General features: G+C 66.6%; 24 protein-coding genes. 11 read left to right on the top strand and 13 right to left on the bottom strand.

Annotation, left to right across the window (positions count from 1 at the left end; all coding sequences use genetic code 11):
• Positions 1-12: 12 nt before the first annotated feature.
• A complete protein-coding gene (mshC, locus tag ACQP2U_RS18345; protein WP_433715766.1) occupies positions 13-1251 on the bottom strand; it encodes a cysteine--1-D-myo-inosityl 2-amino-2-deoxy-alpha-D-glucopyranoside ligase in 1239 nt (412 codons plus the stop codon).
• Positions 1252-1488: 237 nt separating this feature from the next.
• On the opposite strand from mshC, the gene ACQP2U_RS18350 reads away from it, so the two are divergent.
• Positions 1489-2361: an LLM class flavin-dependent oxidoreductase gene (locus ACQP2U_RS18350; protein ID WP_433715767.1), complete on the top strand. Its 873-nt coding sequence runs from the start codon at positions 1489-1491 to the stop codon at positions 2359-2361.
• Between the two features lie 303 nt (positions 2362-2664).
• On the opposite strand, the gene ACQP2U_RS18355 is transcribed toward ACQP2U_RS18350, so the two are convergent.
• The 4 genes from ACQP2U_RS18355 to ACQP2U_RS18370 all read right to left on the bottom strand — a co-directional run bounded on the left by ACQP2U_RS18355 (position 2665) and on the right by ACQP2U_RS18370 (position 5814).
• A complete protein-coding gene (locus ACQP2U_RS18355; RefSeq protein WP_433715768.1) occupies positions 2665-3456 on the bottom strand; it encodes an SCO1664 family protein in 792 nt (263 codons plus the stop codon).
• A 3-nt stretch (positions 3457-3459) separates the two neighbouring features.
• Positions 3460-4044: a DUF3090 domain-containing protein gene (locus ACQP2U_RS18360; RefSeq protein ID WP_397038439.1), complete on the bottom strand. Its 585-nt coding sequence runs from the start codon at positions 4042-4044 to the stop codon at positions 3460-3462.
• 83 nt (positions 4045-4127) lie between these two features.
• On the bottom strand, positions 4128-4868 hold the full coding sequence (locus ACQP2U_RS18365; protein WP_433715769.1) for a histidine phosphatase family protein: 741 nt from the start codon (positions 4866-4868) through the stop codon (positions 4128-4130).
• A 16-nt stretch (positions 4869-4884) separates the two neighbouring features.
• On the bottom strand, positions 4885-5814 hold the full coding sequence (locus ACQP2U_RS18370) for an undecaprenyl-diphosphate phosphatase (RefSeq protein WP_364348478.1): 930 nt from the start codon (positions 5812-5814) through the stop codon (positions 4885-4887).
• A 237-nt stretch (positions 5815-6051) separates the two neighbouring features.
• Here ACQP2U_RS18370 and ACQP2U_RS18375 point away from each other — a divergent pair, with 237 nt between their 5' ends.
• From ACQP2U_RS18375 to ACQP2U_RS18390, 4 genes are all read left to right on the top strand, one after another.
• Positions 6052-7029, top strand: coding sequence for an aldo/keto reductase (locus ACQP2U_RS18375; protein ID WP_433715770.1), 978 nt, complete (start codon positions 6052-6054; stop codon positions 7027-7029).
• Positions 7030-7057: 28 nt separating this feature from the next.
• Positions 7058-8095 (top strand): heme/hemin ABC transporter substrate-binding protein, encoded by a 1038-nt coding sequence (locus tag ACQP2U_RS18380; RefSeq protein ID WP_433715771.1) that lies wholly within the window; start codon positions 7058-7060, stop codon positions 8093-8095.
• Positions 8096-8160: 65 nt separating this feature from the next.
• On the top strand, positions 8161-9234 hold the full coding sequence (locus ACQP2U_RS18385) for a FecCD family ABC transporter permease (RefSeq protein WP_433716518.1): 1074 nt from the start codon (positions 8161-8163) through the stop codon (positions 9232-9234).
• 91 nt (positions 9235-9325) lie between these two features.
• Entirely contained in the window at positions 9326-10159 is an 834-nt protein-coding gene (locus ACQP2U_RS18390; RefSeq protein ID WP_433716519.1) for a heme ABC transporter ATP-binding protein, read from the top strand.
• A 175-nt stretch (positions 10160-10334) separates the two neighbouring features.
• Here ACQP2U_RS18390 and ACQP2U_RS18395 read toward each other — a convergent pair whose 3' ends face one another.
• The 4 genes from ACQP2U_RS18395 to ACQP2U_RS18410 are packed head-to-tail and all read right to left on the bottom strand — an operon-like array spanning position 10335 to position 13701.
• Positions 10335-10685, bottom strand: coding sequence for a YrdB family protein (locus tag ACQP2U_RS18395; RefSeq protein WP_433715772.1), 351 nt, complete (start codon positions 10683-10685; stop codon positions 10335-10337).
• Positions 10686-10716: 31 nt separating this feature from the next.
• Positions 10717-12810 (bottom strand): MMPL family transporter, encoded by a 2094-nt coding sequence (locus ACQP2U_RS18400; protein WP_433715773.1) that lies wholly within the window; start codon positions 12808-12810, stop codon positions 10717-10719.
• A complete protein-coding gene (locus ACQP2U_RS18405) occupies positions 12811-13338 on the bottom strand; it encodes a hypothetical protein (RefSeq protein WP_433715774.1) in 528 nt (175 codons plus the stop codon). It abuts the gene before it with no gap.
• A gap of 6 nt (positions 13339-13344) precedes the next feature.
• Positions 13345-13701, bottom strand: a complete 357-nt coding sequence (locus ACQP2U_RS18410) for a hypothetical protein (protein WP_433715775.1) — start codon at positions 13699-13701, stop codon at positions 13345-13347.
• A 154-nt stretch (positions 13702-13855) separates the two neighbouring features.
• On the opposite strand from ACQP2U_RS18410, the gene ACQP2U_RS18415 reads away from it, so the two are divergent.
• From ACQP2U_RS18415 to ACQP2U_RS18425, 3 genes are read left to right on the top strand one after another with little or no spacing between them, the layout of a single operon-like run.
• Positions 13856-14914, top strand: a complete 1059-nt coding sequence (locus ACQP2U_RS18415) for a YncE family protein (RefSeq protein WP_433715776.1) — start codon at positions 13856-13858, stop codon at positions 14912-14914.
• Complete coding sequence (locus ACQP2U_RS18420; RefSeq protein ID WP_040691094.1) at positions 14914-15159, top strand: DUF5703 family protein; 246 nt, start codon at positions 14914-14916, stop codon at positions 15157-15159. The genes ACQP2U_RS18415 and ACQP2U_RS18420 overlap by 1 nt, the downstream gene beginning before the upstream one ends.
• Positions 15160-15163: 4 nt before the next feature.
• The gene (locus ACQP2U_RS18425) at positions 15164-16240 is read left to right on the top strand and encodes a quinone-dependent dihydroorotate dehydrogenase (protein WP_433715777.1); all 1077 of its coding nucleotides are present in this window, start codon (positions 15164-15166) and stop codon (positions 16238-16240) included.
• A 70-nt stretch (positions 16241-16310) separates the two neighbouring features.
• Here the strand turns inward: ACQP2U_RS18425 and ACQP2U_RS18430 are convergent, their stop codons facing one another.
• Positions 16311-16700, bottom strand: coding sequence for a hypothetical protein (locus ACQP2U_RS18430; protein WP_433715778.1), 390 nt, complete (start codon positions 16698-16700; stop codon positions 16311-16313).
• Between the two features lie 31 nt (positions 16701-16731).
• Positions 16732-16926: a hypothetical protein gene (locus ACQP2U_RS18435; RefSeq protein ID WP_433715779.1), complete on the bottom strand. Its 195-nt coding sequence runs from the start codon at positions 16924-16926 to the stop codon at positions 16732-16734.
• 547 nt (positions 16927-17473) lie between these two features.
• Between ACQP2U_RS18435 and ACQP2U_RS18440 the strand changes: the two genes are divergently transcribed.
• The 3 genes from ACQP2U_RS18440 (at position 17474) to ACQP2U_RS18450 (ending at position 21869) form a co-directional block, all read left to right on the top strand.
• Positions 17474-18976 (top strand): PfkB family carbohydrate kinase, encoded by a 1503-nt coding sequence (locus ACQP2U_RS18440; RefSeq protein ID WP_433715780.1) that lies wholly within the window; start codon positions 17474-17476, stop codon positions 18974-18976.
• A gap of 142 nt (positions 18977-19118) precedes the next feature.
• The gene (locus tag ACQP2U_RS18445) at positions 19119-19853 is read left to right on the top strand and encodes a GTP cyclohydrolase II (RefSeq protein WP_433715781.1); all 735 of its coding nucleotides are present in this window, start codon (positions 19119-19121) and stop codon (positions 19851-19853) included.
• Between the two features lie 183 nt (positions 19854-20036).
• Complete coding sequence (locus tag ACQP2U_RS18450; RefSeq protein WP_433715782.1) at positions 20037-21869, top strand: AMP-dependent synthetase/ligase; 1833 nt, start codon at positions 20037-20039, stop codon at positions 21867-21869.
• A gap of 52 nt (positions 21870-21921) precedes the next feature.
• On the opposite strand, the gene ACQP2U_RS18455 is transcribed toward ACQP2U_RS18450, so the two are convergent.
• Positions 21922-22458 (bottom strand): YbhB/YbcL family Raf kinase inhibitor-like protein, encoded by a 537-nt coding sequence (locus tag ACQP2U_RS18455; RefSeq protein ID WP_433715783.1) that lies wholly within the window; start codon positions 22456-22458, stop codon positions 21922-21924.
• Between the two features lie 18 nt (positions 22459-22476).
• The gene (locus tag ACQP2U_RS18460; protein WP_433715784.1) at positions 22477-23838 is read right to left on the bottom strand and encodes a M20/M25/M40 family metallo-hydrolase; all 1362 of its coding nucleotides are present in this window, start codon (positions 23836-23838) and stop codon (positions 22477-22479) included.
• Positions 23839-23977: the final 139 nt, after the last annotated feature.

Raw genomic sequence — 23977 nt, forward strand, 5'->3', positions numbered from 1 at the left:
TCGCGGCCTGGATTACAGCTGTACACCCAGCAGACCGTCGACGGCGGTTGCGATCAACGTGGGGGCCTCGCGGTCCTGGCCTCCGTAGTTCAGCGCCTGGTTGGCCCAGTTGTCCACGGCAGCAAGGGCTTTCGGGGTGTCGAGGTCGTCGGCGAGGTGTTGGCGCAGGCGAGCGACGGTGTCTTCGGCCGCGGGGCCGGAGGTCAGGGCGGTGGCTCGGCGCCACCGGTCCAGGCGGGCGGTGGCCTCGGCGAGGACGGTGTCGGTCCACATGCGGTCTCGGCGGTAGTGACCGGCGAGCAGGCCGAGGCGGATGGCGCCGGGGTCGACGCCGGCGGCGCGCAGTTTGGAGACGAGCACCAAGTTGCCGCGGGATTTGGACATCTTCTCGCCGTCCAGGCCGATGAGACCGGCGTGCACGTAGTGGCGGGCGAAGCGGCGGCCCGCGATCAGCGCCTCGGCGTGCGCGGCGGAGTATTCGTGGTGCGGGTAGATCAGGTCGCTGCCGCCGCCCTGGATATCGAATTCGGGGCCGACGCGGTTGAGCGCGATCGCCGCACACTCGATATGCCAGCCGGGTCGTCCCGCACCGAACGGCGCCGGCCACGATGGCTCGTCGGGACGCGCGGCGCGCCACAGCAGCGCGTCGATGGGGTCGCGCTTGCCGGGACGGTCCGGGTCGCCGCCGCGCTCGGCGAACAAACGCTCCATGGTTGCGCGGTCGTAGCCGGACTCGTAGCCGAATTGGTCGGTGGCGTCGGCGCGGAAATAGATGTCGGGATATTCGGCATCGTCGACCGTGTAGGCCGCCCCGGACGCCAGCAGCTTCTGCACGAATTCGATGACCTCGTCGACCGATTCCACGGCGCCGATGTAGTCGCGCGGTGCCACGATGCGCAAGGCGGTCATGTCCTCACGGAACAGATTGATCTCGCGGGTGCCCAGATCGCGCCAGTCCACACCGTCGCGGGCGGCGCGCTCGAACAGCGGGTCGTCGACGTCGGTGACGTTCTGCACGTAATGCACCTCGTGGCCCGCATCCCGCCACAACCGGTTGACCAGGTCGAAGGTCAGGTAGGTGGCGGCATGCCCGAGATGGGTGGCGTCATAGGGGGTGATCCCGCAGACGTACATGGTGGCCGTAGGGCCCGGGGTCACCGGGCGAACCTGCCGGTCAGCGGTGTCGTACAACCGCAACGGTGGCCCTGCGCCGGGAATTGTCGGTAGGGCGGTATCGGACCAGGACTGCATGATTCGAGGGTAGAGGTGTGGTGCGGGCCGTTGCGCCGCGCCCTGCTCGCAACGGTAGGTTGTATGGCAACCACCCCGGATCTGACCTGCCCCGATGTCGTGAAACTCGGATGTCAATGTTTGCCGTCTGGTGGATCGAATTGCCGTGAGTGGCGCAGGTCACTGTCGCTGAGTTGCTGCGAGTACCGTGCGCTCGAATTCGGCCGGGGCCGGGTGGGCTCGCGCTAGGTTGGACGGGTGACTGTTCTCGGTGCGGTGTCGATGCCCCAGGTTTCCCCGGAACGCTTGCTCGCGGTGGCGGCCGCGGCCGAGCACAGCGGTCTCGAAGAACTGTGGTTGTGGGAGGACTGCTTCTGGGGAGGTGGGATCGCCACCGCCGCAACGGTGTTGGCGCGGACCGAGCGGGTGCGGGTCGGGATCGGGGTGATGCCGGTGCCGCTGCGGAATGTGGCGCTCACGGCCATGGAGGTGGCGGCGCTGTTGCGGCTGCATCCGGGCCGGGTGATGCCAGGTTTCGGGCACGGTGTGCAGGAGTGGATGGGACAGATCGGTGCACGGGTCGAATCGCCGATGACGCTGCTGCGTGAACAGTTGGATGCGCTCCGCGCACTGCTGAACGGTGAGAAGGTCAGTGCCACAGGCCGATACGTGCGCCTGGACAATGTGGCTCTGGACTGGCCGCCCAGCACGCCCCCACCGCTCACCGCCGCCGCGACCGGCCCACAGACACTACGACTGTCCGGCGAACTCGCCGACGCCACCATCCTCACCTCGCGAACCACCCCCGACGGTGTCCGTGCCGCCCGAGCGCGCATCGAGGAAGGTCGCGCGAAAGCCGAACGCAGCGAGCCACATCGGATCATCGTCAACCTGCTCACCACCACCGGCCCGGACGCGGTCGAACGCCTGAGGGCGGCCCAGCAACGCAACTCCGGCGAGCACCCACCCGAGGCGGGCGTCGCGGGCGACGCACACGCCATCGCGCAAGCCGTCCGCCACTACGCCGAGGCAGGTGCGGACACCGTCGTGCTCGAACCCACCGACGATGATCCCGACCTGATCGAATTCGTCCGCTTCGCCGGGACCGAGGTCCGCCCGCTATTGAGCTGACCGCGGTACGCCGGCTCGACCGGCGCGATGACGGTGTCCGCTTCGAGGACGAAGACGCTGTCGGCGTCTGTTCCGGAGAATGCGATCTGGGTGAATTCGAGGTTGCGTCATAGACATGGCGCGGAATGCACCAGCGGCCGGCGCCGCCCTGCTTGGCGGCATGGGTTTGCGGGCGCGGACCGAATTCGATGGTGGCGATGGGGCGGGTAGCCGGTCGCCGTTATCTGCCCTCCAATTCGGCAGCCAGCGCATTTCGGCATTCGATGCAACACTGCACCGTCCGCTATCGCAGGCCCCGCGGACTCAGAAGGCGGGCCACGGGATCGGTCGCGAAGTCCTCGGCATCGGCATCACCGGATTGTCCAGCAACTCCTGCGCACGATCGCCGAGTGCCTCGATCTCGGCATCGGTGAGATGCGGTGCGAGATCATCGGCGAGCGCGCCGGGTAGCTCCTTGGCGAACGTGGCGATATCGGTCATCAACCCGTCGCAGATGGGTTTGCCCGCCCACCCCCACAACACCGTGCGCAACTTGTGCTCACTGTGCAGGCAGATGCCGTGGTCGACACCGTAGACCTGCCCGTCGACACCTTCCAATGCGTGCCCACCCTTGCGGTCGGCGTTGTTGAGCAACACATCGAGCACAGCCATCCGCTGCAGCCGCGGATCGTCGGCATGGATCAGCGACACCTCGTTACCGGCCGCGTCCTGGGCGCGCAGCACCTCGCAGAACCCGTCCGGCACCGCGCCCATCGGAACCAGATCCACCAGATCCAGCCGGTCGCCCTGATCGGTGTGATTGTCCACCGACTCCACCCACCGCTGCACCATGCCCGGCCCGTAGGGGCCATCACGCAGAATCGTCTCCGGAATGACACCCCAGCCGAGCGCATCCGAGACCCGATACGAGGCCACCTCACGCCCGGCCAGCGTGCCGTCCGGGAAGTCCCACAGCGGCCGCTCCCCCCGCACCGGCTTGTACACCACCCGAACGCCGTCGGAGCCATCCGCATCGCAGACGAGGGTGACATTGCTCGCGGTCGTCACCCGACCGATCACCGTCAATTGCGCGGTATGCCACCGAGGCTCGGTCACGGACTACTCCTCTAGCTCGGCCGCGCCGAAAATATCCCCGCGCTTGTATCCGTTGGTTCGCACACACATATGTCCGCGTGCCGAAAGTGGTTCCCCGCACAGCGGGCACGGCGGCCGACCGGCCGCGATCACCCGGGTGGAGCGCAACGCGAACTCGCGCGCCTGGATCGGGGTCAGGAACACCCGCACCGCGTCGGGACCCTCCTCGGTGTCATCGAGCACCACCGACTCGTCGACCTCGGTTTCGGTGATCGCAAGCAGCTCCACCACCACCGCACCGGCGTCGGCGTCCCAGCCCAAGCCCATCGTGCCGACCCGGAACTCGGCATCGATCGGGGTCACCAGCGGGTCACTGTCGGCGATGTCCTCGGCCTGCGGCGGCACCTCCGCGCCGAAGCGGCGCGCGACCTCGTCCAGCAGCAGACCCATCCGGTCGGCGAGCACCTTTACCTGCTGCTTCTCCAGCGCCACGCTGACAACCCGTGGTTCCTGCACGGCCTGCAGGTAGAACGCGCGATCGCCCGGCTCACCGACGGTCCCGGCGACAAAACGGTCGGGGGTGCGAAATACGTGGATTGCGCGAGACATCTGCACCTCCTGATACGTGACCCTGATCGACTACCCGCGGCGCTGGACTCCGCAACACGCCACCTACTCGTTTACAAGGAATCTCAAAGCTCCGCATTCCCATTATCCGCACTCGGGGTAGCACCAAGCTCGCCACCGGGAACCGGACCGGCTTCGGGGTCCGCGGGAGCCGGGGAATCGGCGGCGGGCTGTTGCGGTTTGATTGCCAAACCGGACAGATCCCCCGTGTCATTGAGCCGAACCACATACGGTGCGGTCGGGGTATAGCGCACGATGCTGATCGAGGCGGGTTCCACCACGATGCGCTGGAAACCGTCGAGGTGCAGGCCGAGTGCGTCGGCCAGCACGGATTTGATCACGTCACCGTGCGTGCACGCCACCCACAACACATCGTGACCGGCCCTCTCGGCGAAATGTCGATCGTGCTCGCGCACCGCGGCCACCGCGCGGACCTGCACCTGCGCCAGACCTTCGCCGCTGGGGAAGACCGCGCCCGAGGCGTGCCGCTGCACCACCTTCCACAGCGGTTCGTTCAGCAGATCCGCGATCGCCTTACCAGTCCAGTCGCCATAGTCGACCTCGATCAACCGATCGTCGTATTCCGGTTCCAGACCGAGCTTTTCCGCCAGCGGCGCGACCGTGCGCTGACAGCGCAGTAGCGGCGAGTGCACGATGTGCTCGATCGGCAGCACGGCGAGCCGTTCGGCGACCGCGCGGGCCTGGGTATTGCCGTGCTCGGTCAGATCGACGCCCGCACTGCGCCCGGCGAGGGTGCGGGCGGTATTCGAAGTCGAAACACCGTGCCGCAGCAGGATCACCGTCATGGCACCAGCCTAACGATCATGTCGCCGAAACCACTCCGCTCGCGAGCAGGCCCATGACCGTCAGCCCGAGCACGATGCGGTAGCCGACGAACCAGTCCAGGGAATGTTTGCCGACGAACTTCAACAGCCACGCCACCGAGGCATACCCGACCACGAACGCCAGAATCGTCGCGACCAGCAGTTGCGGACCGCTGGCATTGAGGCCCTCACCCGCTGGTTCGAACGCATCCGGCAGGCTGAACAGGCCCGAGGCGGTCACCGCGGGAATGGCGAGCAGGAACGAGAACCGCACTGCCGCTTCGCGCTCCAACCCGAGGAACAGACCCGCCGTCGCGGTCGCGCCAGAACGCGACACACCCGGGATCAAGGCCAGACATTGCGCGAAGCCCATGATCAAACCGTCGCGAGTGGTCAGCTGTTCGATCGGGCGGATCTTGCGACCGTAGTACTCACCGGCCGCGATGACCAGCGCGAAGGCGATCAGCATGAACGACACCAGCCACAGATTGCGGGCGCCGGTGCGGATCTGATCCTTGAACAGGAACCCGAGCACACCGATCGGGATCGTCGCGATGATCACGTACCAGCCGATGCGGTAGTCCAGTTCACGCTGCGCCTGCTCGTCCAGCACGCGCTTGTGATCGGCGGTGATGACCGGAAGTCGCATGGTGGGCTGGTCGTGCAGCGGCAGTTCCGGCTCGCCGCGGCTGGTCAGCCGATCGCGCACGCCCGCGAACCACGCGACGATGATCCGCCAGATGTCCTTGGCGAAGAACACCAGCACCGCCGCCTCGGTGCCCAACTGGGTCACCGCGGTGAACGAGGCGCCCGCGTCATCGCCGAAGAACACCGAGGACACGATGCGCAGATGCGCCGAAGAGGAGATCGGCAGAAACTCCGTGAGACCCTGCACCAGACCAAGAATCAAGGCCTGAACCCAGGTCATCGACTCGCCGACCACGAACCAGCCTCCACTTCCGCCCGAAATATGTGTTCCTACTGGGCAATTGGTCCGGCGATCGATCCGATCACTGTGACCACCGCCGCAATCACGCAGCGACAGTACAGTGCCGAGACGGCGGCGGCACGCCCGGCTCGACCCTGCGACCCACGGCGCTGGTGGGCGTCGAGTTGTGTATCCACACTCTAGGCTTGGCGCCGTGACGATTGCGCGGGCACGGTGATGGAACAGCGGACGGTCGGCCGCAGCGGCCTACGGGTGTCCCGGATAGGACTTGCGACCCACACCTGGGGTGCGCATACCGATACCGACGATGCGGCGGTGCAGTTGGTGGCCTTCGCCGAGGCGGGTGGCACCCTAGTCGACACCTCCCCTGCCTATGCCGGTGGTGCGGCACAACGGATTCTGGCCGAACTGCTCGGTGACCTGGTCTCCCGCGACGATCTGGTACTCAGTGGCTGCGCGGGTGTCACACCGCGGATCGCCTCCGCACCCGTCGGACCGAACGTGCCCGAGCCGGAGCCGGTGCGTCCGGCCGTGGACACTTCCCGTCGGGCACTGCTGCGTCAGCTGGATCGGACGCTGCTCGAACTGGGCACCGACTATCTCGATATCTGGCAAGTCGCCGCCTGGGATCCGGCGACTCCGCTGGACGAGGTCGCCGCCACTCTCGAATTCGCGGTGCGCTCCGGGCGGGTCCGCTATGCGGGTGCGCGCGGGTTCAATGCCTGGCAGGTCGCCAGCCTCGCGGCGGTCGCGCCCGTCACCGTCGCTCAGGCCCCGTACTCCCTGCTGACCCGTGACACCGAAACCGAGTTCATTCCCGCCGCCCAGCATCATGGTGTGGGGTTGATCGCCACCGCGCCGCTGGCCGGGGGCATTCTCACCGGCAAATACCGCGACGGGGTGCCCGCCGATTCGCGCGGTGCGGACGAGGCGACCGCCGCCGAGATCCGGCACCGACTCGACGACCACGCGACCCGCGTGGTCGAAGCACTGGTGACCGCCGCCGACGGACTTGCCACCTCACCATTGGCCGTCGCCCTGGCCTGGATCCGGGACCGTCCCGGCATCGCGAGCATGATCGTCGGCGCACGCGATATCGGCCAGCTGACCGGGGTGCTGGCCGCCGAGACCTTGGAACTGCCGCGCGCCATCGCGGCCGCGCTCGACGATGTCAGCGCACGCGCGGCGGGGTGAACCGATGAGGGAGGCTAGCCTTACCTGCATGAGGTTTCTCGACCGTGTCCGATCCGGCGGGGTGCGTTCCCTCCTGGCCCTACTGGCACTGACCCTGCTGGTCGGTTCGGCCTGCGGTACCAGCAGCGATGTTACGAGCAGGGGCGGGCGCGGGCCGGTCACCGCGAAACTGGAAAACCTCGACCCGGTGCCGATCGGGCCCGAACCCACGCCCACACTGCCTGCGAGCGTCCGATCGTTCGACGGCGCCGAAGTCACCGTCACCGATGCCGGTCGCATCATCGCCGCCGACCGCTTCGGCACCCTCGCGCAAACGGTCTGGGCGTTGGGTATGGGCGCGAAACTGGTCGGGCGCAGCACCGCGGCCGGGTTCCCCGCGGTGGCGAATCTGCCGATCGTGACCGGTGGCAGTGGTTCGCTGAACGTGGAATCCGTTCTGGCGCTGCGTCCTTCGGTCTTTCTCACCGACAGCACCAGCGCCGCCCCTCAGGTGCGCGAGCAACTGCGCGCGGCGGGGGTGACCGTCGTCTACTTCGATCCGCAGCGCACGATGGACGGGGTGGTACCGCAGATCGAGGCCGTCGCCGCCGCACTCGGTGTACCCGATCGCGGCCAGGCCCTGGCCCAGCGCACCCGCGACGAGATCGCCGCCGCCAGCGCTGCGGTGCCCCCACAAGACAAAGCCCTCACCATCGCTTTCCTCTATCTGCGCAGCACCGCCATCACCATGCTCGCCGGACCCGGCTCCGGCGCCGACGCCCTCATCGCCGCTCTCGGCGCACGCGACGCGGGGTCCGCGGCCGGGTTGACCGAGCCGTTCGTGGCGATCACCAGTGAGGCCATGATCGCGGCCGCGCCGGATGTGCTGCTGGTGATGTCGGATGGGCTGAAGTCGGTCGCCGGCGTCGCCGGGCTGGAAAAGGTGCCCGGCATCGCGCAGACACCCGCCGGACGCAACAAGCGCGTGGTCGATATGGCCGACTCGGTGGTGTTGAGCTTCGGCCCCAATACCGGGCGGGTGATCGCCGCCCTCAGCGCGGCCGTGTACGGCACCGAACCCGCATGAGCGGCGATCGGGCAGGTGTGGGTGTGAACGAAAGGGCTGCGGGAACCACCGCGACCGACTCGGCGATGCCGCACAGTCCGCATACCGTTGCGCCCAAGTCGCGGGGGTGGTCGCGTACCGCGATCGTGTTCGCGGTGGCGGTGGCTGCTCTGGTGGTGTTGGCGTTGGCGTCGGCGGCGATCGGTCAGGTGCCGACGACGCCTGCCGAGGTGGCGGGCAGTGTGTTGCATCGGATCGGGTTGGACTGGGGGCCGATGCCCGCGCATCCGGCCGGTGAGGTGACGCTGTGGGAGGTGCGGTTCCCGCGCGTGGTGCTGGCGATCCTGGTCGGATCCGCATTGGCGACAGCGGGTGCATTGTTGCAGGGGGTGTTCGCGAATCCGCTCGCCGAACCCGGTGTGATCGGGGTGTCGGCGGGAGCGGCGGTGGGTGCGGGCACGGTGATCGTGGTGGGTGGTGCGTTCGTGGCGGCGTGGTCGGTGGCCGCGGCCGCATTCGCGGCGGGGCTGCTGACCACATTGCTGGTGTATCTGCTGTCGCGCTCGAATGGGCGCACCGAGGTGGTCACGCTGGTGCTCACCGGTGTCGCGATCAACGCCTTCGCGGGTGGATTGATCGCGTTCCTGCTGTTCATCGCGACTCCAGCCGCCCGCGATCAGATCGTGTTCTGGCAGTTGGGCAGTCTCAATGGAGCCACCTGGGATGCGGTGCACGTCGTGGCGCCACTGGCCGCTCTCGGCATTCTCGCCGCGGTGCTCATCGCGGCCCGCCTGGACCTGCTCGCTCTCGGTGAATCCGCCGCGCGACACCTGGGTGTGGACGTGGAGCGCTTGCGGCGCAACGTCATCGTGGTGGTCGCCGTCCTCGCCACCGCGGGTGTCGCCTTCACCGGCATCGTGCTGTTCGTCGGGTTGATCGTGCCGCATGTGGTTCGCATGCTCGTCGGCCCTGCCCACCGCATCCTGATCCCACTGAGCGCCATCGTCGGCGCGGTCGTACTCCTCGCCGCCGACGTTGCCGCCCGCTCCCTGGTCCACAATGCCGACCTGCCCCTGGGCATGCTCACCTCCCTCATCGGCGGACCCTTCTTCTTCTGGCTCCTACGCCGCACACGTGCTCGCGCGGGAGGTTGGGCATGAGGTGCCGGACAGCATCATCGGCGAATGGTCGGGTGTACCCGCGCGCAGGTGGGTTGCGGGTGTGAGCGGGGTTCTGGAGCGATTGGGTTCGATGTTCGCACGCACGCATGAGTTGCCGGTGTCACCGCAGCGGGGTGCGGTGACGCTTCGGGCCAGCGGTGTGAGCGTGGACAGGCGTGGTGCCTCGGGGGCGCATACGCGGCGAGTGCTCGAAGCGGTCGACTTCGACGTGGTCGCGGGCGAGATCGTCGCGCTCGTGGGGCCGAACGGCGCGGGCAAATCGACACTGTTGGCGGCGCTCGCGGGTGAATTGGAGCCGAGCCAGGGCACGATCGAACTCGATGGACGGGCGCTGGGCCACTGGTCGCATCTGGATATGGCGCGGCGCCGGGCGGTATTGCCGCAGAGTCACACGGTCGGATTCCCGTTCACCGCTCGCGAGGTGGTCGCCATGGGGCGTGCGCCGTGGGTGCGGACGCAGCGGCGGGATCTCGATGACGAGCGGATCGGCGCCGCGATGACCGCCGCCGATGTGGAACACCTTGCCGCCCGGCCATTTCCGACGCTCTCCGGCGGTGAACGCGCCCGCGTCGCCCTGGCCCGCGTCCTCGCTCAGGACACCGCGACCCTGCTGCTGGACGAACCTACCGCCGCTCTGGACCTCGGTCACCAAGAAGCGGTCCTGCGATTGGCCACCGCCCGAGCCGCCGCGGGCGCCGCCGTGGTCGTCGTCCTGCACGACCTCGGCATAGCCGCCGCCTACGCCGACCGGGTCGCCGTCCTGGAATCCGGCCGCATCGCCGCCGACGGTCCACCCCGCAAAGTCCTCACCACTGAACTGCTCACCCGCGTCTACCAGCACCCGGTCGAAGTCCTCGACCACCCGATAACCGGCGCGCAACTGGTCCTCCCCGTCCGCCGCTGACCCTGCCGCCGTACCCGCACGACCGACAGGGCAGCCGCGTTCCCTGCGTCGAAGTTCATGACCACCTGCGCTGCCGAGGATTGGCAACCGTCCCGCCGCCCCCGCCCCGATCACGGACCACCGCGCCGCAACTGGACCACACGGAGTGCGGCTGACCGAGTGCGAACAGTTGATCTCAGGTCTGATGCCACAGCAAACGCAGCGCGCCGTTGATCGCCCACAGCGCGAAGAACACGATCCCGGCCGGCGCCGCGAAGGCAAGTCCGATCAGCACCGCAGCGCCGCCGAACCAGGCGATTTCCAATAGTCCGCGCCACGGTCCGGTCAGTGGGTATCGCGCGTTCTTACCGCCGCCCGCGGCGAACAGCGCCCACACCGCGATGAATACCGCGGGGGCGCCGATTCCGGCGATGATGCGCACGATCGGGTTCGCATCGAGGGTGAAGCCCCAGCTCGCCGCTGCGGCCAGTACGCCCAGTTCCAGCAGAAACATCAGGCCCAGGTTCGCGCCTTTGAGCACAGTCATTCTCGATCCTCTCGCCCGCGCAGCGACCCGCTCAACGCCAGATGAGTTTCAACACCGCGGGAGTCAACAGCATGCGGACCACGGACGCGTCCAGGACCAGCGCGGCGATCATCCCGTAGGCGATGTACTTCATCAACACCAGATCGGAGAACCCGAACGCGCCGGTCACCACGATGAGAATCGCTGCGGCAGAAGTGATTACGCCGCCGGTGTGGGCGATGCCGGATCGGATGGCTTCCGGCGGCGCCGCGCCGTCCGCGCGTGCCTCGGCCATCCGCGACAGCAGGAACACCTCGTAGTCGGTGGACAGCCCGAACACCACCGTCACGATCAGCGCCAGCACCGCGAACATCAGCGGCCCGGGCGTGAAGTCGAAGATCCCGGCCCCGTGGCCCTCGACGAACACCCAGGTGAGCACCCCCAGTGTGGAGGCCAGACTCAATGCGCTCATCACAACGGCCTTGAGCGCCAACACGATCGAACCGAATGCCAGATACAGCATCGCCAACGCCGCGAGCGCCAGGAGTCCGACCAGCAACGGCAGCCGCACCAGCAACCCGTTGATGCTGTCACGTTCGAGCGCGGGCACCCCGGTCACCATGATCTGCACCCCGGACGGTTCCGGAATCGCCCGCAGCGCATCGATCACCGCATCCGCGGTGCGCTTGTCGGCGAGACCGGCGTTGAGCACATTGATCCCGTCCTTGGTCGGCGCACCGGGTTCGAAACGCCCGGTCAGACCGGGAATTCGGCTCGCCTCATAGCGAATATCGCTGAGCTGCTGCGGATTCGCGCCCACCACGACCAGTTTGATCGGCTCGGTGCGAAAACTCGGAAACAACTGGTCGAACCGCTCCTGGGCGACCCGTGCCGGATTGTCGTCAGAGAGGTAGCGTTCGCTGATCCCGCCGAACTCGATATTGCGGATCGGCACGATCAACGCGAGTAGTCCGAGCACGATCGGCACCACCACAGCCCACGGTCGCCGCATCGCCCACGTCGCCAACCGCGAGAAGAATCCGGCGTCGATTTGCGCCTCGGTCTTGCTGCGCGAGAACCGATGCCAACCCCACAGGTCGATTCGCCGCCCGACGATGCTCAGCACCGCGGGCAGCGCCGTCACCGACAGCAGCGCGGCGAGCAGCACCGAGCTGATGCCGCCATAGGGCACCGACCGCAACACCCCGTTCGGGAAGATGAACAGCGCCGCCAGGCTGATCGCGATGATCGCGGCCGAGAACAGCACGGTGCGCCCGGCCGTGGCCACGGTGCGCGCCGTCGCGTCCTCCACACTGCGCCCGGCGGCCAACTCTTCCCGGAACCGGGTCACGGTGAACAGTCCGTAGTCGATCGCCAACCCCAGACTCACCAAAGTGACCACCGCACTGGCGAAGACGTTCACGGCGATGTGATCGGTGAGCATCCGGATGGTGCCCTGGGTGCCCAGTACCGTCATCGCGCCGATCAGCACCGGCAGCAACGCCCCGACCACCCCGCCGAAAACGAAGTACAGCAGGATCGCCACGATCGGCAGCGCGATGATCTCGGCCCGGCGGATATCGTCCTGCATACCCTGATTGATGCCCTCGACAATCGGTTGCAGCCCGGCCAACTGCACCGTGGTGCCGCCGGGCCCACCGCCTGCGTGCCCGGCACCCAGTTCACCCTTGATCGCGGTGTAGTTCTCGACCGTCGCGGTGCCTTCTCCGCGCAATCCGACGCTGGCGAAGGCATGGGTGTGCGAGGCATCGGTGGCCTGCCCGGCGAAGGGGCTGTCCCAATAGCTGTCGATTTTCAGGATCCGGTCGGGGTGATGGGCCAGTAGCTGCGTCAGCGAATTCGTCGCTGCCGTACGCGCGGTCGGGTCGTCGACGGTCATGCCTTCGGGTGCGGTGTAGAGCAGGATGATGTCGCTGTCGGTATCGCGCCCGAAGGTGGTATCGGCGATCTTGGCGGCGGCCACCGATTCACTGCTGTCGTCGAACCAGCCCTCCTGAGTCAGTCGGCCCGCCAGATCCCGGCCGTACCAGCCCGAGAGCAGCACCGCGACAATGGCGATGCCCAGCACCAGATAGCGGTGGCGGTAGACGAGACGACCCCACCGCAGCGAACCGGCTTCGATCATCTAGCCGCAGGCCGCGGTGCGGTAGTCGGCCGAGCGCAGAATGCCGCACAGGTCGGTGCGCGAGATCTTCCACTTACCGTCGTGTAGCACGAAATGCACGACGGTGGTGCGGACCGCGGTGCCGGTGCCGTCCTTGTCCAGGCGCATGGTCGCGGTCAGTGTGCCGTCGCGGTTGTCGAAGACCGGGTCGGTGACGCCGTAAACGGCGCGCGGATTGTCTTGCAGCGCCTTGTACATGTCCGGGATGGCGTCGCGGAAGGCCTCGCCGTCCTCGATGAGGTCGGTGCGTTGGGAGTCGGGCAGCGCCGGATCCAGGGCGCGTTTGATCTGCGCGTCCAATTCGGCGGCGGAGGGCAGTGGTCGGTGGGCGGCGCTGGAGGAGGTAGCGATCGAGGACGACAGCGAGGCATTGGCCGAGGACCGCGCGGCATCGACCGAGGCCTCGTCCGGCCCGGTGCTGCATGCCGCGGCCACCGCGACCAGGGTGGCCGCGGTCAGCGCGGAACGGACGAATCGTGTGCTTGGCATCACCATCTACATACCATCAATGACTGAACTGATGCGCCCGAGCAGGGCCCGCACGGTTGTCATGTCCCGATCCGGGGCCGTTTCGACCGATATCGCATCCGGGATCATGTCGCGCACCAGCGCCACGACGCTGCGTTCGTCGTCGAGGTCGATATCGGTGGCGCGGGCCTGCGCGACGGCGACCACGTCCTCCGGTCCGGGCACATCACTGTCGAGGTCGGCGCGGTAGATCTCCAGCTCCACGGTGGAGCGCACGGTGCGGAAGGCATAGGGCCTGCCGTCGGCCGTAGTGCCGAATCCGTGAGCAAACGGACCAACGGTTATGTCATCGATGGCAAATCCCGATGGATGGTCGGCTTTCAACCGGATCTCCCTGAATTGGACATTGATTCAAGTCAACGGTAACCCCCATCGCCGACATTCTCCGCCAGCGACTACCCCGGTACGCCGGTCAAGTGCGCCATCATGGTCAGATGGTGCGGTAGCCGATGATTTGTCGTAGTAAGGAGTTCGGTGGATGCGCCCATATGGTTCGCTACCCGCGGCGCTCGCGGGCGTGGCGGTGCTGGCGCTGATCGCCGGATGTTCCTCCGCTTCCGATAGCGACAAGCTCGAGACTCGACCGGCGGCGACCGCGGCGGTCGCGCCCGAGCAGAGCGCGCACCCCGCCGGGGACGTGTGGGGCCTCGGCAACCCGGTTGGCGGACTATTCGCCGAGGCGGCCACCGGACAACTTGTCGCGCTCGAAGCGAGCCGCGACAACAGCAGAATGTTGTTCGTCATCGACCCCGTGACGTTCGCCCGCCTCGATCCCACTGGCGCGCCGAACGAGCAGATGCGCACCCTCCTGCTGCCCGCCCACGGTGTCGGCTTGGCGCAGGGCAAGCCGGGTGAAGTGCTGATCCCCGGCGACCACCGGATCATGCGCGTCGACATCGCCTCGGGCGTGACCACCGAGGTGCCCGTGGACGGTGATGCCAGATCGGTGCGCTACCGCGACGACGGCACACTGTTCGTCGGCACCACCGATGGCAAAGTGCGCGAACTTTCCCCCGACGGCAAGGTTACCGACACCATTTCCGGGCTCGCCTCCGCCGATGCCCTCGCCGTCACTGGCAACCATGTCGCGGTCCTGGACCGTCGCCAGACCTCGCTGACCCAGCTCGACCTCGGCAAAGACCGCCTCGGCCTGGCACTGCGCGCGGGTGACGGCGCGACCAACCTGATCACCGATCCGTTCGGCCGCATCACCGTCGCCGACACCGCCGGTGACGAGCTGCTGGTCTACACTGCCGGACCGCTCGTATTGCGGCAGCGATTCCCGGTAGGATCGTCGCCTTACGCGCTTGCCTACGATCAGCGGTCCGACACCGTGTGGGTGACGTGTACCCAGAGCAACGAAGTCGTCGGATTCGACCTGTCGACGGGTATACCGAAAGAGGTGGGTCGTTATCCGACGGTTCGCCAGCCGAACTCGGTGACCATCGACGAGCGTACCGGTGACCTGTTCGTCGGTTCCGCGACCGGAGACGGTCTGCAACGGATCCGGGCGGACCAGCGGAAGAAAGGGCAGTGATGGCGCCACAATCACGCGCAGCGCTACCGGCGAGCTGGGAAACCACCAGTGACGACTACGAATACGTGCCGCTGCGGCTCCCACCAGAGGTAACCCGGGTGACGGCCTCGATGCGGCTGGCCATCCAAGCCGAATTCGGCGGCTGGGAATTGTCGCGGGTGCGCGCTTACACCGACGGCAGCAGGCGGGTGCTGCTGCGGCGCCGAAAAACCGCACTACTACCCCAGCCCGAACCGGGAATGTGAGGCCATGTATTCACTGCTGCTGCGCCTGATGTTCCTGCTGCCGCCGGAACGCATCCACCATCTGGCGTTCACGGCCATGCGGCTGGCGGCCCGGTTCGCGCTGTCGCGCTGGGCGATGACGAAGGTGCTGACCACCGACGATCCGATCCTGCGCAACCACGCCTTCGGTATCGACTTTCCCGCGCCGCTCGGGCTGGCGGCCGGATTCGACAAGAACGCCGACGGTGTGAACGCTTGGGCGCCACTAGGATTCGGATTCGCCGAAATCGGCACCGTCACCGCGCAAGCTCAGCCGGGCAATCCCGCGCCGCGGCTTTTCCGGTTGCCCGCCGACCGTGGCCTGATCAACCGGATGGGGTTCAACAACCACGGTGCCGCAGCAGCGGCTGAATATCTGCGCAATCGACGCGGCGGTGTCCCGATCGGCGCGAATATCGGCAAAACGAAAATTGTCGAACCCGCCGACGCGGCCGCCGATTACGCGGTGAGCGCATCCTTGCTCGGGCCGCTCGCCGACTTCGTCGTCGTCAATGTCAGCTCCCCCAATACCCCGGGTCTGCGAGATCTGCAGGCCGTCGAATCCCTGCGCCCGGTGCTGCAGGCCGTCCTCGACAGCGTCGAGGTCCCAGTGCTGGTGAAAATCGCCCCCGACCTGTCCGATGACGATGTGGACGCCGTCGCCGATCTCGCGGTCGAACTCGGCCTCGCCGGGATCGTCGCCACCAACACCACCATCCGTCGCGACGGCCTGCGCACCGATCCCGGCGAGGTCGCGGCCATGGGTGCGGGCGGGTTGTCCGGTCCTCCGGTCGCCGAGCGCTCGCTGGAAGTGCTGCGGCGGCTCTACCGCCGCGTGGGCGATCGTCTGGTGCTGATCTCGGTCGGCGGTATCGAAACCGCCGACCAGGCCTGGGAGCGCATCTTGGCCGGCGCCACCCTGCTGCAGGGCTACACCGGCTTCATCTACGGCGGACCATTCTGGATGCGCCACATCCACCGCGGGATCGCCCAGCGGCTGCGCGAAGCCGGCTACCACTCGATCGCCGAGGCGGTCGGCGCGGAGCACGTAGCACATACCTGATCTACCGCATGACCACCATGCCCTCCGAAGGTTCCCCGCGACGGCCGATGCTTCGCGGCGCCGCCCGCTTTCAGAACACCCACGGCGTCCGGTCGGCGTGCAGCGACATCCGGGCGCGCCCGGCGGCTTCACAGTCCATCGGGGCGTCCTGAATCCCGTTGGGACGGTGGCGTAATCGGGCCAGCATCCGTTTCGACAGCAGGATCACCGCCTGCTCCGAGATGATGCCGACACGTCCGGCCAGGATGGCCGCATCGGCATGGGCATGCCGATCGTGCACGATATCCGGATCGCTGAGGATCTCGTCGAGTTCCATGCCCGCGAGCGCCTGCTCGCGGGTCAGCAGTCGATCCGGCAGCCAGCTCAATCGCCAGACCGCGGCCCCCGACCTGTTCTGGCGGTATGCCGACTCGGGGGTGATATCGCTGATCATGGTCCAGTCGGTGGCGTCGACGGTCATGGGTGCCTCCGGTGTAGCAATTCGAGCGCGGTCACGAATGGCTCCTGTCGAGCATCCGTTGGTGCAGCGTGTGCAGTGCCTGCTGCACGGTGATACCGAGTTGTTCGGCCAATGTCCGCGCGTGCGTCTCGTGGTCCGATGCCGGGGCCGGGTGGCTCAGAATCTCCTGCAATCGCATTCCGGCCCAGGCCTGTTCGCGGCTGAGCCGGTCGGGTAGCCAGCTCAATCGCCATGCCGGTTCCTCACGGCCCGCCCGCCACGCCCTCGGGCGTGCGACTGCTGGTCATCGACCGGCTGCATTCATAGATCGTCACGACTGTCTCCAGGGATGCCAGAGCTTGTCGCCGACCGCATTTCGGCGCACTGAGCCCCGGTCGACCTGCCTCACGGTCAGTCGGGGCTCCGTTACTGTCGGATGGAGCAGGCGACGAAGTCGGCGGGATCGGGTGAAATAGCGTCCCGGCGAACTCGATTCGCCTAGACCGTGGCAAGGTTCGCGGCGAGCTCGGTTTCGGTGCCGCCGGCCCTTGGCTCCCCGCGTCGCCGTGCGTGCCGTATCAGCAGAATCACTCTCATCACCAGGGCCCTCCCGAGTCATCTGGCGGACGACTCTTGGTCGCCGTAACTCAGTGTGGCATTTGCCGTTCCGTGTGGTCAATTGCCGTTGTAAGTTGGTAATTGCCGGTTCGCTCAACGGCTAAACCCTGGACGATTGGCATATCGTGAGAGTGGTACAAGGAACGATCACGGCGTCATGGAGGACAAGCCCGCCTATGGTCCAGCAGGACTCACGCACGATTGCCATCCGCAACATCCTCACCAGGCTCAGCAAACGCTCAGGGCTGAGTGCGGATCGGTTGCGTACCACCGAAATCGACGTGGCTGCCCTGCTGGATTTATCCGTCATCCGCCATCGGGCGCAGCAGGAGGGGCTGTCGGCGGAGGAAGCCGTGTTGCCCGTAGTTCGTGACCTCGCGCGACAACTGGGCCCGACCAATCGGTTGATCGCCGATGCCGAACTGTCGTTGGGACTGTTGCGTGAAAAGCCCCCGGCCGGAATAGATCTCGAGCGCTTGTACGCGGCCGACCTCGGCGAGCGTCGCGTGTATCTGACCGAGCAGTGGCGGAGCCTGCACGAGACGTACGGCGCCGATTTCGTACCGCCCGCACCGACTGTGCGTTCATTGCGGGCCACACCAGAGCGACGCGCATTTACCGAATTGGCGGGCAAGCTCGCGGCCGCGGCGGCCTATTCGACCCCGAACTACCGGTTCACCCCTGAACCGAAAGTGCTGATCGCGCTGCCGGATACGCTGCCGCGCCGTGGCGTGGTCACGGTCATCGGCTCGGCGCTCATCGACCACATCTACCGGATCGGCCAGATTCCATCGGCGGGCAAATCCACTCCGGGCAGCTTCGAAGTGCATGCGGGCGGTAAGGGGCTCAACCGTGCGGTGGCGGCCGCACGCCTCGGGCTACGGGCTCGACTCGTCTCAGCGGTCGGAAGCGATGATGCCGGTAAGCACATTCTCAACTATTTGCGGACTGAGAACGTCGATACCGAGTTGGTCAAGGTGGTCGACGGCGCGACGACGAATGTCTCCGCGGTCATGATCACCAGCACGGGTGTTTCCAGCAAGATCGGCTGCGAGGACGACCGCATCTGGCAGGGAGCGCACACGGTGAGCGAACCGCGGTTTCGCGAGGTGCTCGCAGGTTCGGATGCGGTCGTATTGACCTTCGAGCAGCCCTCCGATGCGATCAAAGGTGTGTTGGCGGCCATCGGGGAGATGGACCGGCGGCCGTCGTTGGTGGTGAACCCCTCGCCGCCGATCAATGCGCCGCAGTACCTTTACCAGCATTTCGGCGCCATCGACTATCTCGTCGGCTCGACGTGGGAACTGCGCGCATTGCTGCCAGGGGACGCGCCCGCGTCGGCAACCGAGGTGGCGCAACGGCTGCGCAGTCTGGGTGTGCGCGGGGTCTGCGTGATCGATGGCTTCCGTTGCATCGTCAGGTCTGACGAGATCACTGCCGATATCGCGGATTTTCCGGTAGCACTGGAGGATGCGCCGGGCGCCGCAGCGGCTTTCTCCGCCGCGCTGGTGTCGAAGATCGTCGCAACGGGCCGACCGGCCGACGAACCGGTATTCCGCTGGGCGACCGCGGCCATGGTCGCGACACAGTCGTTCGGTGACATTCCGGACGCGATGCCATCGGTTCGGGATATCGACCGCATCGTCCAGCTCGCCGGGGAAGAGTCCGCCGGCGCGTAACATGCGCGAGGGTGCGGCTCGAAGAGATTTACAGCGCTGAAATCGGTGATCAAGTTACAGTTTGTCGTTCGCTGGCAGCCCGGATCTTCTCGCGCCGCAAACGGCGGCAAACCCCAACTATTCCATCGTCTACGGAGGAGCATTGACCACAGCTGTGCCGACGCTTGGTGAGACCGCCCATCGGCTCACCCGCAAGGGGCAGGATCTGCAGGTTCGTGTGATGGAAGTGGCCGGCGGCGCCGAGTACGGGCATGTGCTCGTCTTCGGCGAAGCCGACGATGGGTGTCTGGTCCGGGTGCATTCGCGGTGTCTATACGGCGAGGGTCTCGGTTCGGATGATTGCGATTGCGGGCCGGAACTCGACAAGTCCCTGGACCTGATCTGGGCTGAGGGCAGGGGTGTCCTGGTCTACCTGGAACAAGAGGGCCGCGGTGTCGGGCTGATCGCCAAGGCGCTGGGCTACCGGGAAAGTCAACAGTCGGGAGCCGACACATTCACCAGCTACGAGCGGCTCGGATTCCCTGCAGACAGTCGTAGTTATCTGCACGCGGCCAAAAGCCTGCAGGATCTGGGACTGACCCGGGTGCGTCTGCTCACCAACAATCCGGACAAGGTCGCCGAACTGCGTGCCGCCGGCCTCACGGTGATCATGGAACCGCTGCTGACTACTGCGCTCAGTGCCCGGGCTGCGGCATATCTGGAATCGAAGCGTCGTCGCCGTGGCCATCTCATCCCGACGGGCGAGGTGCCATGGGCTCCGGACGTACAACCGGTACTCAAACGCAAGAGCCGCATCTGGCGCATTTTCACCATCCGTGGCCCGGTTCGGCGCGCTCGTCGCCGCGCCGCGCAACCAGCACTCCCCGCGTCCAAGTAACGGACACGATTACCCCGGTCTGGCTACCATGAGTGAGCCGCGCCACATGGTGGTATCCCACCGCGTGACACGATGAGATAGAGTCGCTTGCAATCTATCAGGAGCAGCGGGTCTCGAACCGTATGGAAACCATGCGGTCGCGCGCCGGGCGCGGTTCACGCCAGAGATATCGGGAACGGGAAGATGACGACAACAGAAATCGGTTTCGCGCATGAGTCCGGCAAGACGGTGTACACGGTGCCGGAGGCATTCCAGGAGACCGTGAAGTTACGACCCGATCAGGTCGCGTTGCGGACGGTCGGGGGCACCACGCAGATCAGCTGGCGCGAATACGGCGAGCGGGTGCGCACGCTGGCGGCAGGACTGGCCGGGCTCGGCGTCGGCCACGGCGACACCGTCGGCATCATGCTCACCAACCGGCCCGAGTTCAATCTGATCGATACGGCCGCCCTGCATCTCGGCGCCACCCCGTTCTCGATCTACAACACCAGCTCCCCCGAGCAGATCACGCATCTGTTCACCAATGCGGAGAACAAGGTAGTGATCACCGAGCGCGCCTTCCTCGACGTCATCAAGGGTGCGGGCGTGCAGCTCGAGCACATCGTGGTGGTGGACGGTCCGGCCGCCGATACGGTCAGCCTGGCCGACCTCGAGGCAAATCCCGCCGCCGACTTCGATTTCGACGCCGCCTGGCAGGCGGTGACCCCCGACGATCTCGCCACACTGATCTACACCTCGGGCACCACAGGCCCGTCCAAGGGCGTGGAGATCACCCACCGCAATGTGCTGGCCCAAATCATCGCACTGGTCAACGGTCCATTGCGGGTCGGCTTCGACGACCGCGCCATCTCCTATCTGCCCGCCGCGCACGTCGCCGACCGCATCTCCGGCCATGCCATCAGCCTGCTCACCGGCATCCTGATCACCTGTGTGCCGGATCCGCGTGAGATCGCCGCCGCACTGCCCGACGCGCGTCCCACCGTCTTCTTCGGTGTGCCCAGGGTCTGGCAGAAGATCAAGGCCGGTATCGACGGCAAGGTGGCCACCGAAGCGAGCCCGGTGAAGAAGACACTGGCGAACTGGGCCATCAACACCGGCATCGCCGCCGCGCGCGCCGATCTGGCCGGTAAAGGGCGCAGCCCGGTACTCGCCGCGCAGTACAAGCTCGCCGACGCGCTGGTGCTGTCGAAGCTGCGGGCCGCACTCGGGCTGGACAACCTCAAGGTTGCCGCCTCCGGTGCCGCCGCGATCCCGGCCGAAACTCTCGAATACTTCCTCGGACTCGGGTTCACCGTCAGCGAGGTGTGGGGCATGTCGGAAACCACCGGCGTAGCCACCTACACCGAACTGGCCAAGCCGCGCCCGGGTTCGGTCGGCCGGGCTGTCGAAGGCCTCGAGCTACGGCTCGGCGAGGACGGCGAACTGCTGGTGCGCGGCGCGATCGTCACCCCGGGCTACCGCAAGCAGCCCGATAAGACCAAGGACGCACTCGACGCCGACGGTTGGCTGGCCACCGGCGACGTCGCCACCATCGATGCCGACGGCTATGTGCGCATCGTGGACCGCAAAAAGGAACTGATCATCAACGAGTCGGGTAAGAACATCTCCCCGACCAATATCGAGAACGCGGTCAAGGCGGCCTCCTCGCTGGTCGGTCAGGTGGTGGCGATCGGTGAGGCCAAACCGTTCATCTCGGCGCTGATCGTGCTCGATCCAGATACCGCCGCCATTCGAGCCAAGGAAATCGACGCGCCCGCCAACGATGTGGCCGCACTGGCCACCCGCAAGGAGATCCTCGACGACGTGCTGGCCGCGGTCGTCGCGGGCAACCGCAAGCTGTCGCGGGTCGAGCAGATCAAGCGGTTCACTGTAGTCGGCACACCGTGGGAGCCGGGCGGTGACGAGCTGACCCCGACCATGAAGCTCAAGCGCAACCCGATCGCGGCGAAATACGCCGAGGAGATCGCCTCGCTCTACGCCACGCCGCTGCCCGAATCGGTGGTGAACGTCTCCTAACGACCGGTGGCCCTGAGCAAAAGCTCAGGGCCACAGTCATTTCCACTATCTGCTAGGCGACCTCGTACTTGGCGACGATGGTGGCGCGGGCCAGAGTGTGGGAGAACAGGTTGAACCCGAGGAAGGCGGGCGTGCCGTTCTCATCGATCTCCAACCGCTCCACATCCACCGCGTGCACGACGATGAAGTAGCGGTGGTAACCGTGTCCGGCCGGAGGCGCGGCACCGACGAATCCCGGGAACGCGCCATCATTGCGCAACGTGATCGCACCCTCGGGCAGCACCCCGCCCTCACTGCCCGCCCCGCGTGGCAGCGATGTGGTGCTCACCGGAATATTGGCCACTGCCCAGTGCCAGAAACCGGCTGCGGTCGGTGCGTCCGGGTCGTAGACGGTGACCGCGAAACTCTTTGTCTCCGCGGGGAATCCGGACCAGGACAGCTGCGGCGAGACATCCTTGCCGCCCGCGCCGAACACGCCGCTGACCTGATCGTTGCCGAAGCTCTCGCCATCGGCCACATCCTCCGAGGTCACCGTGAAGCTGGGTACCTCGGGCAGTGCGTCGTACGGGTTGTAGGAGTAGTCGGGCACGGTGAGTCCTTTCGATCGTCAGCTGTTCAACAGGAAGTGTTCCAGCACCCGGGTGCCGAATTCGAGTGCCCGCACCGGAACCCGCTCATCGACGCCGTGGAACAGTGCCGTGAAGTCCAATTCCGGCGGAAGTTGCAGCGGTGCGAAACCGAAGCAGCGAATACCCAAGCGGGCGAAGGCCTTTGCGTCGGTGCCGCCGGAGAGCATATAGGGCACGGTGCGGCCCTGCGGGTCGTGGGCGAGAATGGCGTCGTTCATCGCATCGACGAGATGTCCGTCGAAGGTCGTTTCGTAGGAATCGAGTTTGGTGATCCACTCACGCTCGACATCCGGGCCGATCAGCTCGTCCACCTCGCGCTCGAATGCCGCCTGCCGTCCCGGCACCACGCGACAGTCCACGACCGCCTCGGCGGTCTGCGGGATCACATTCGCCTTGTAGCCCGCCTGCAGCATGGTCGGATTCGCGGTATCGCGCAGTGTCGCGCCGATGATGCGCGAGATCGTGCCCAACTTCGCGAGCTGACCCTCGATATCGGGACTCGACGGATCGAACTCCAAGCCGGTCTCCTCGGCGACCGCCGCCAAGAACTCGGCGACAGAATCCGAAAGCACCAGGGGGAAAGTGTGTTTGCCCAGGCGCGCCACCGCCGCGGCCAGGATCGTCACGGCATTGTCCTCGTGCAGGAACGAACCGTGACCGGCACGGGCCTTGGCGCGCAAGCGCATCCAACCGAGTCCCTTCTCGGCGGTCTCCACCAGATACAACCGACGGTCGGTGCCGTCCGGGCGTGGCACGGTCAGCGAGAAACCGCCGACCTCCCCTACCGCCTCGGTGACGCCCTCGAACAGATCGGGCCGATTCTGCACCAGCCACTGCGAACCCCACTTGCCGCCGTTCTCCTCATCGGCGAGGAAGGCGAAGACGATATCGCGCGGCGGCACCGTCCCCTCGATCTTGAACTGGCGCGCGATGGCCAGCATCATGCCGACCATATCCTTCATATCGATCGCGCCACGCCCCCACACATAGCCGTCGCGCACCGCGCCCGAGAACGGGTGCACACTCCAGTCCGCGGCTTCGGCGGGCACTACATCCAGATGACCGTGGATCAGCAGCGCACCGCGGCTGGAATCGGCCCCCTTCAGTCGCGCGAACACATTCCCGCGACCCGGTGCGCCCGACTCCACGTACTCGGTCGTGTACCCCGCCTGATGCAGCTGATCGGCCACCCACTGCGCGCATTCGCGCTCCCCCTTGGTGGTGGCCAGATCCCCGGTGTTGGAGGTGTCGAACCGGATCAGCGTACTGACCAATTCGACCACCTCGGATACGGCACGAGATGTGGTGTTCGGACCGGATACTTCGCCAGTTGCAGACACGTACCCTTTCCTACCACCTGGACACGGCCCCCATGGCGCCATAGCCGTTCCCGCATGGCATCCGCCGCATCGCCGAGGTGCACGATCGCGCGCGGGGTCCGGGTCGATTCACGCTGATCGCAATCGCCGATGCTGTGTG

It is taken from the genome of Nocardia sp. CA-084685 (assembly GCF_050955785.1).
Lineage (GTDB): Bacteria > Actinomycetota > Actinomycetes > Mycobacteriales > Mycobacteriaceae > Nocardia.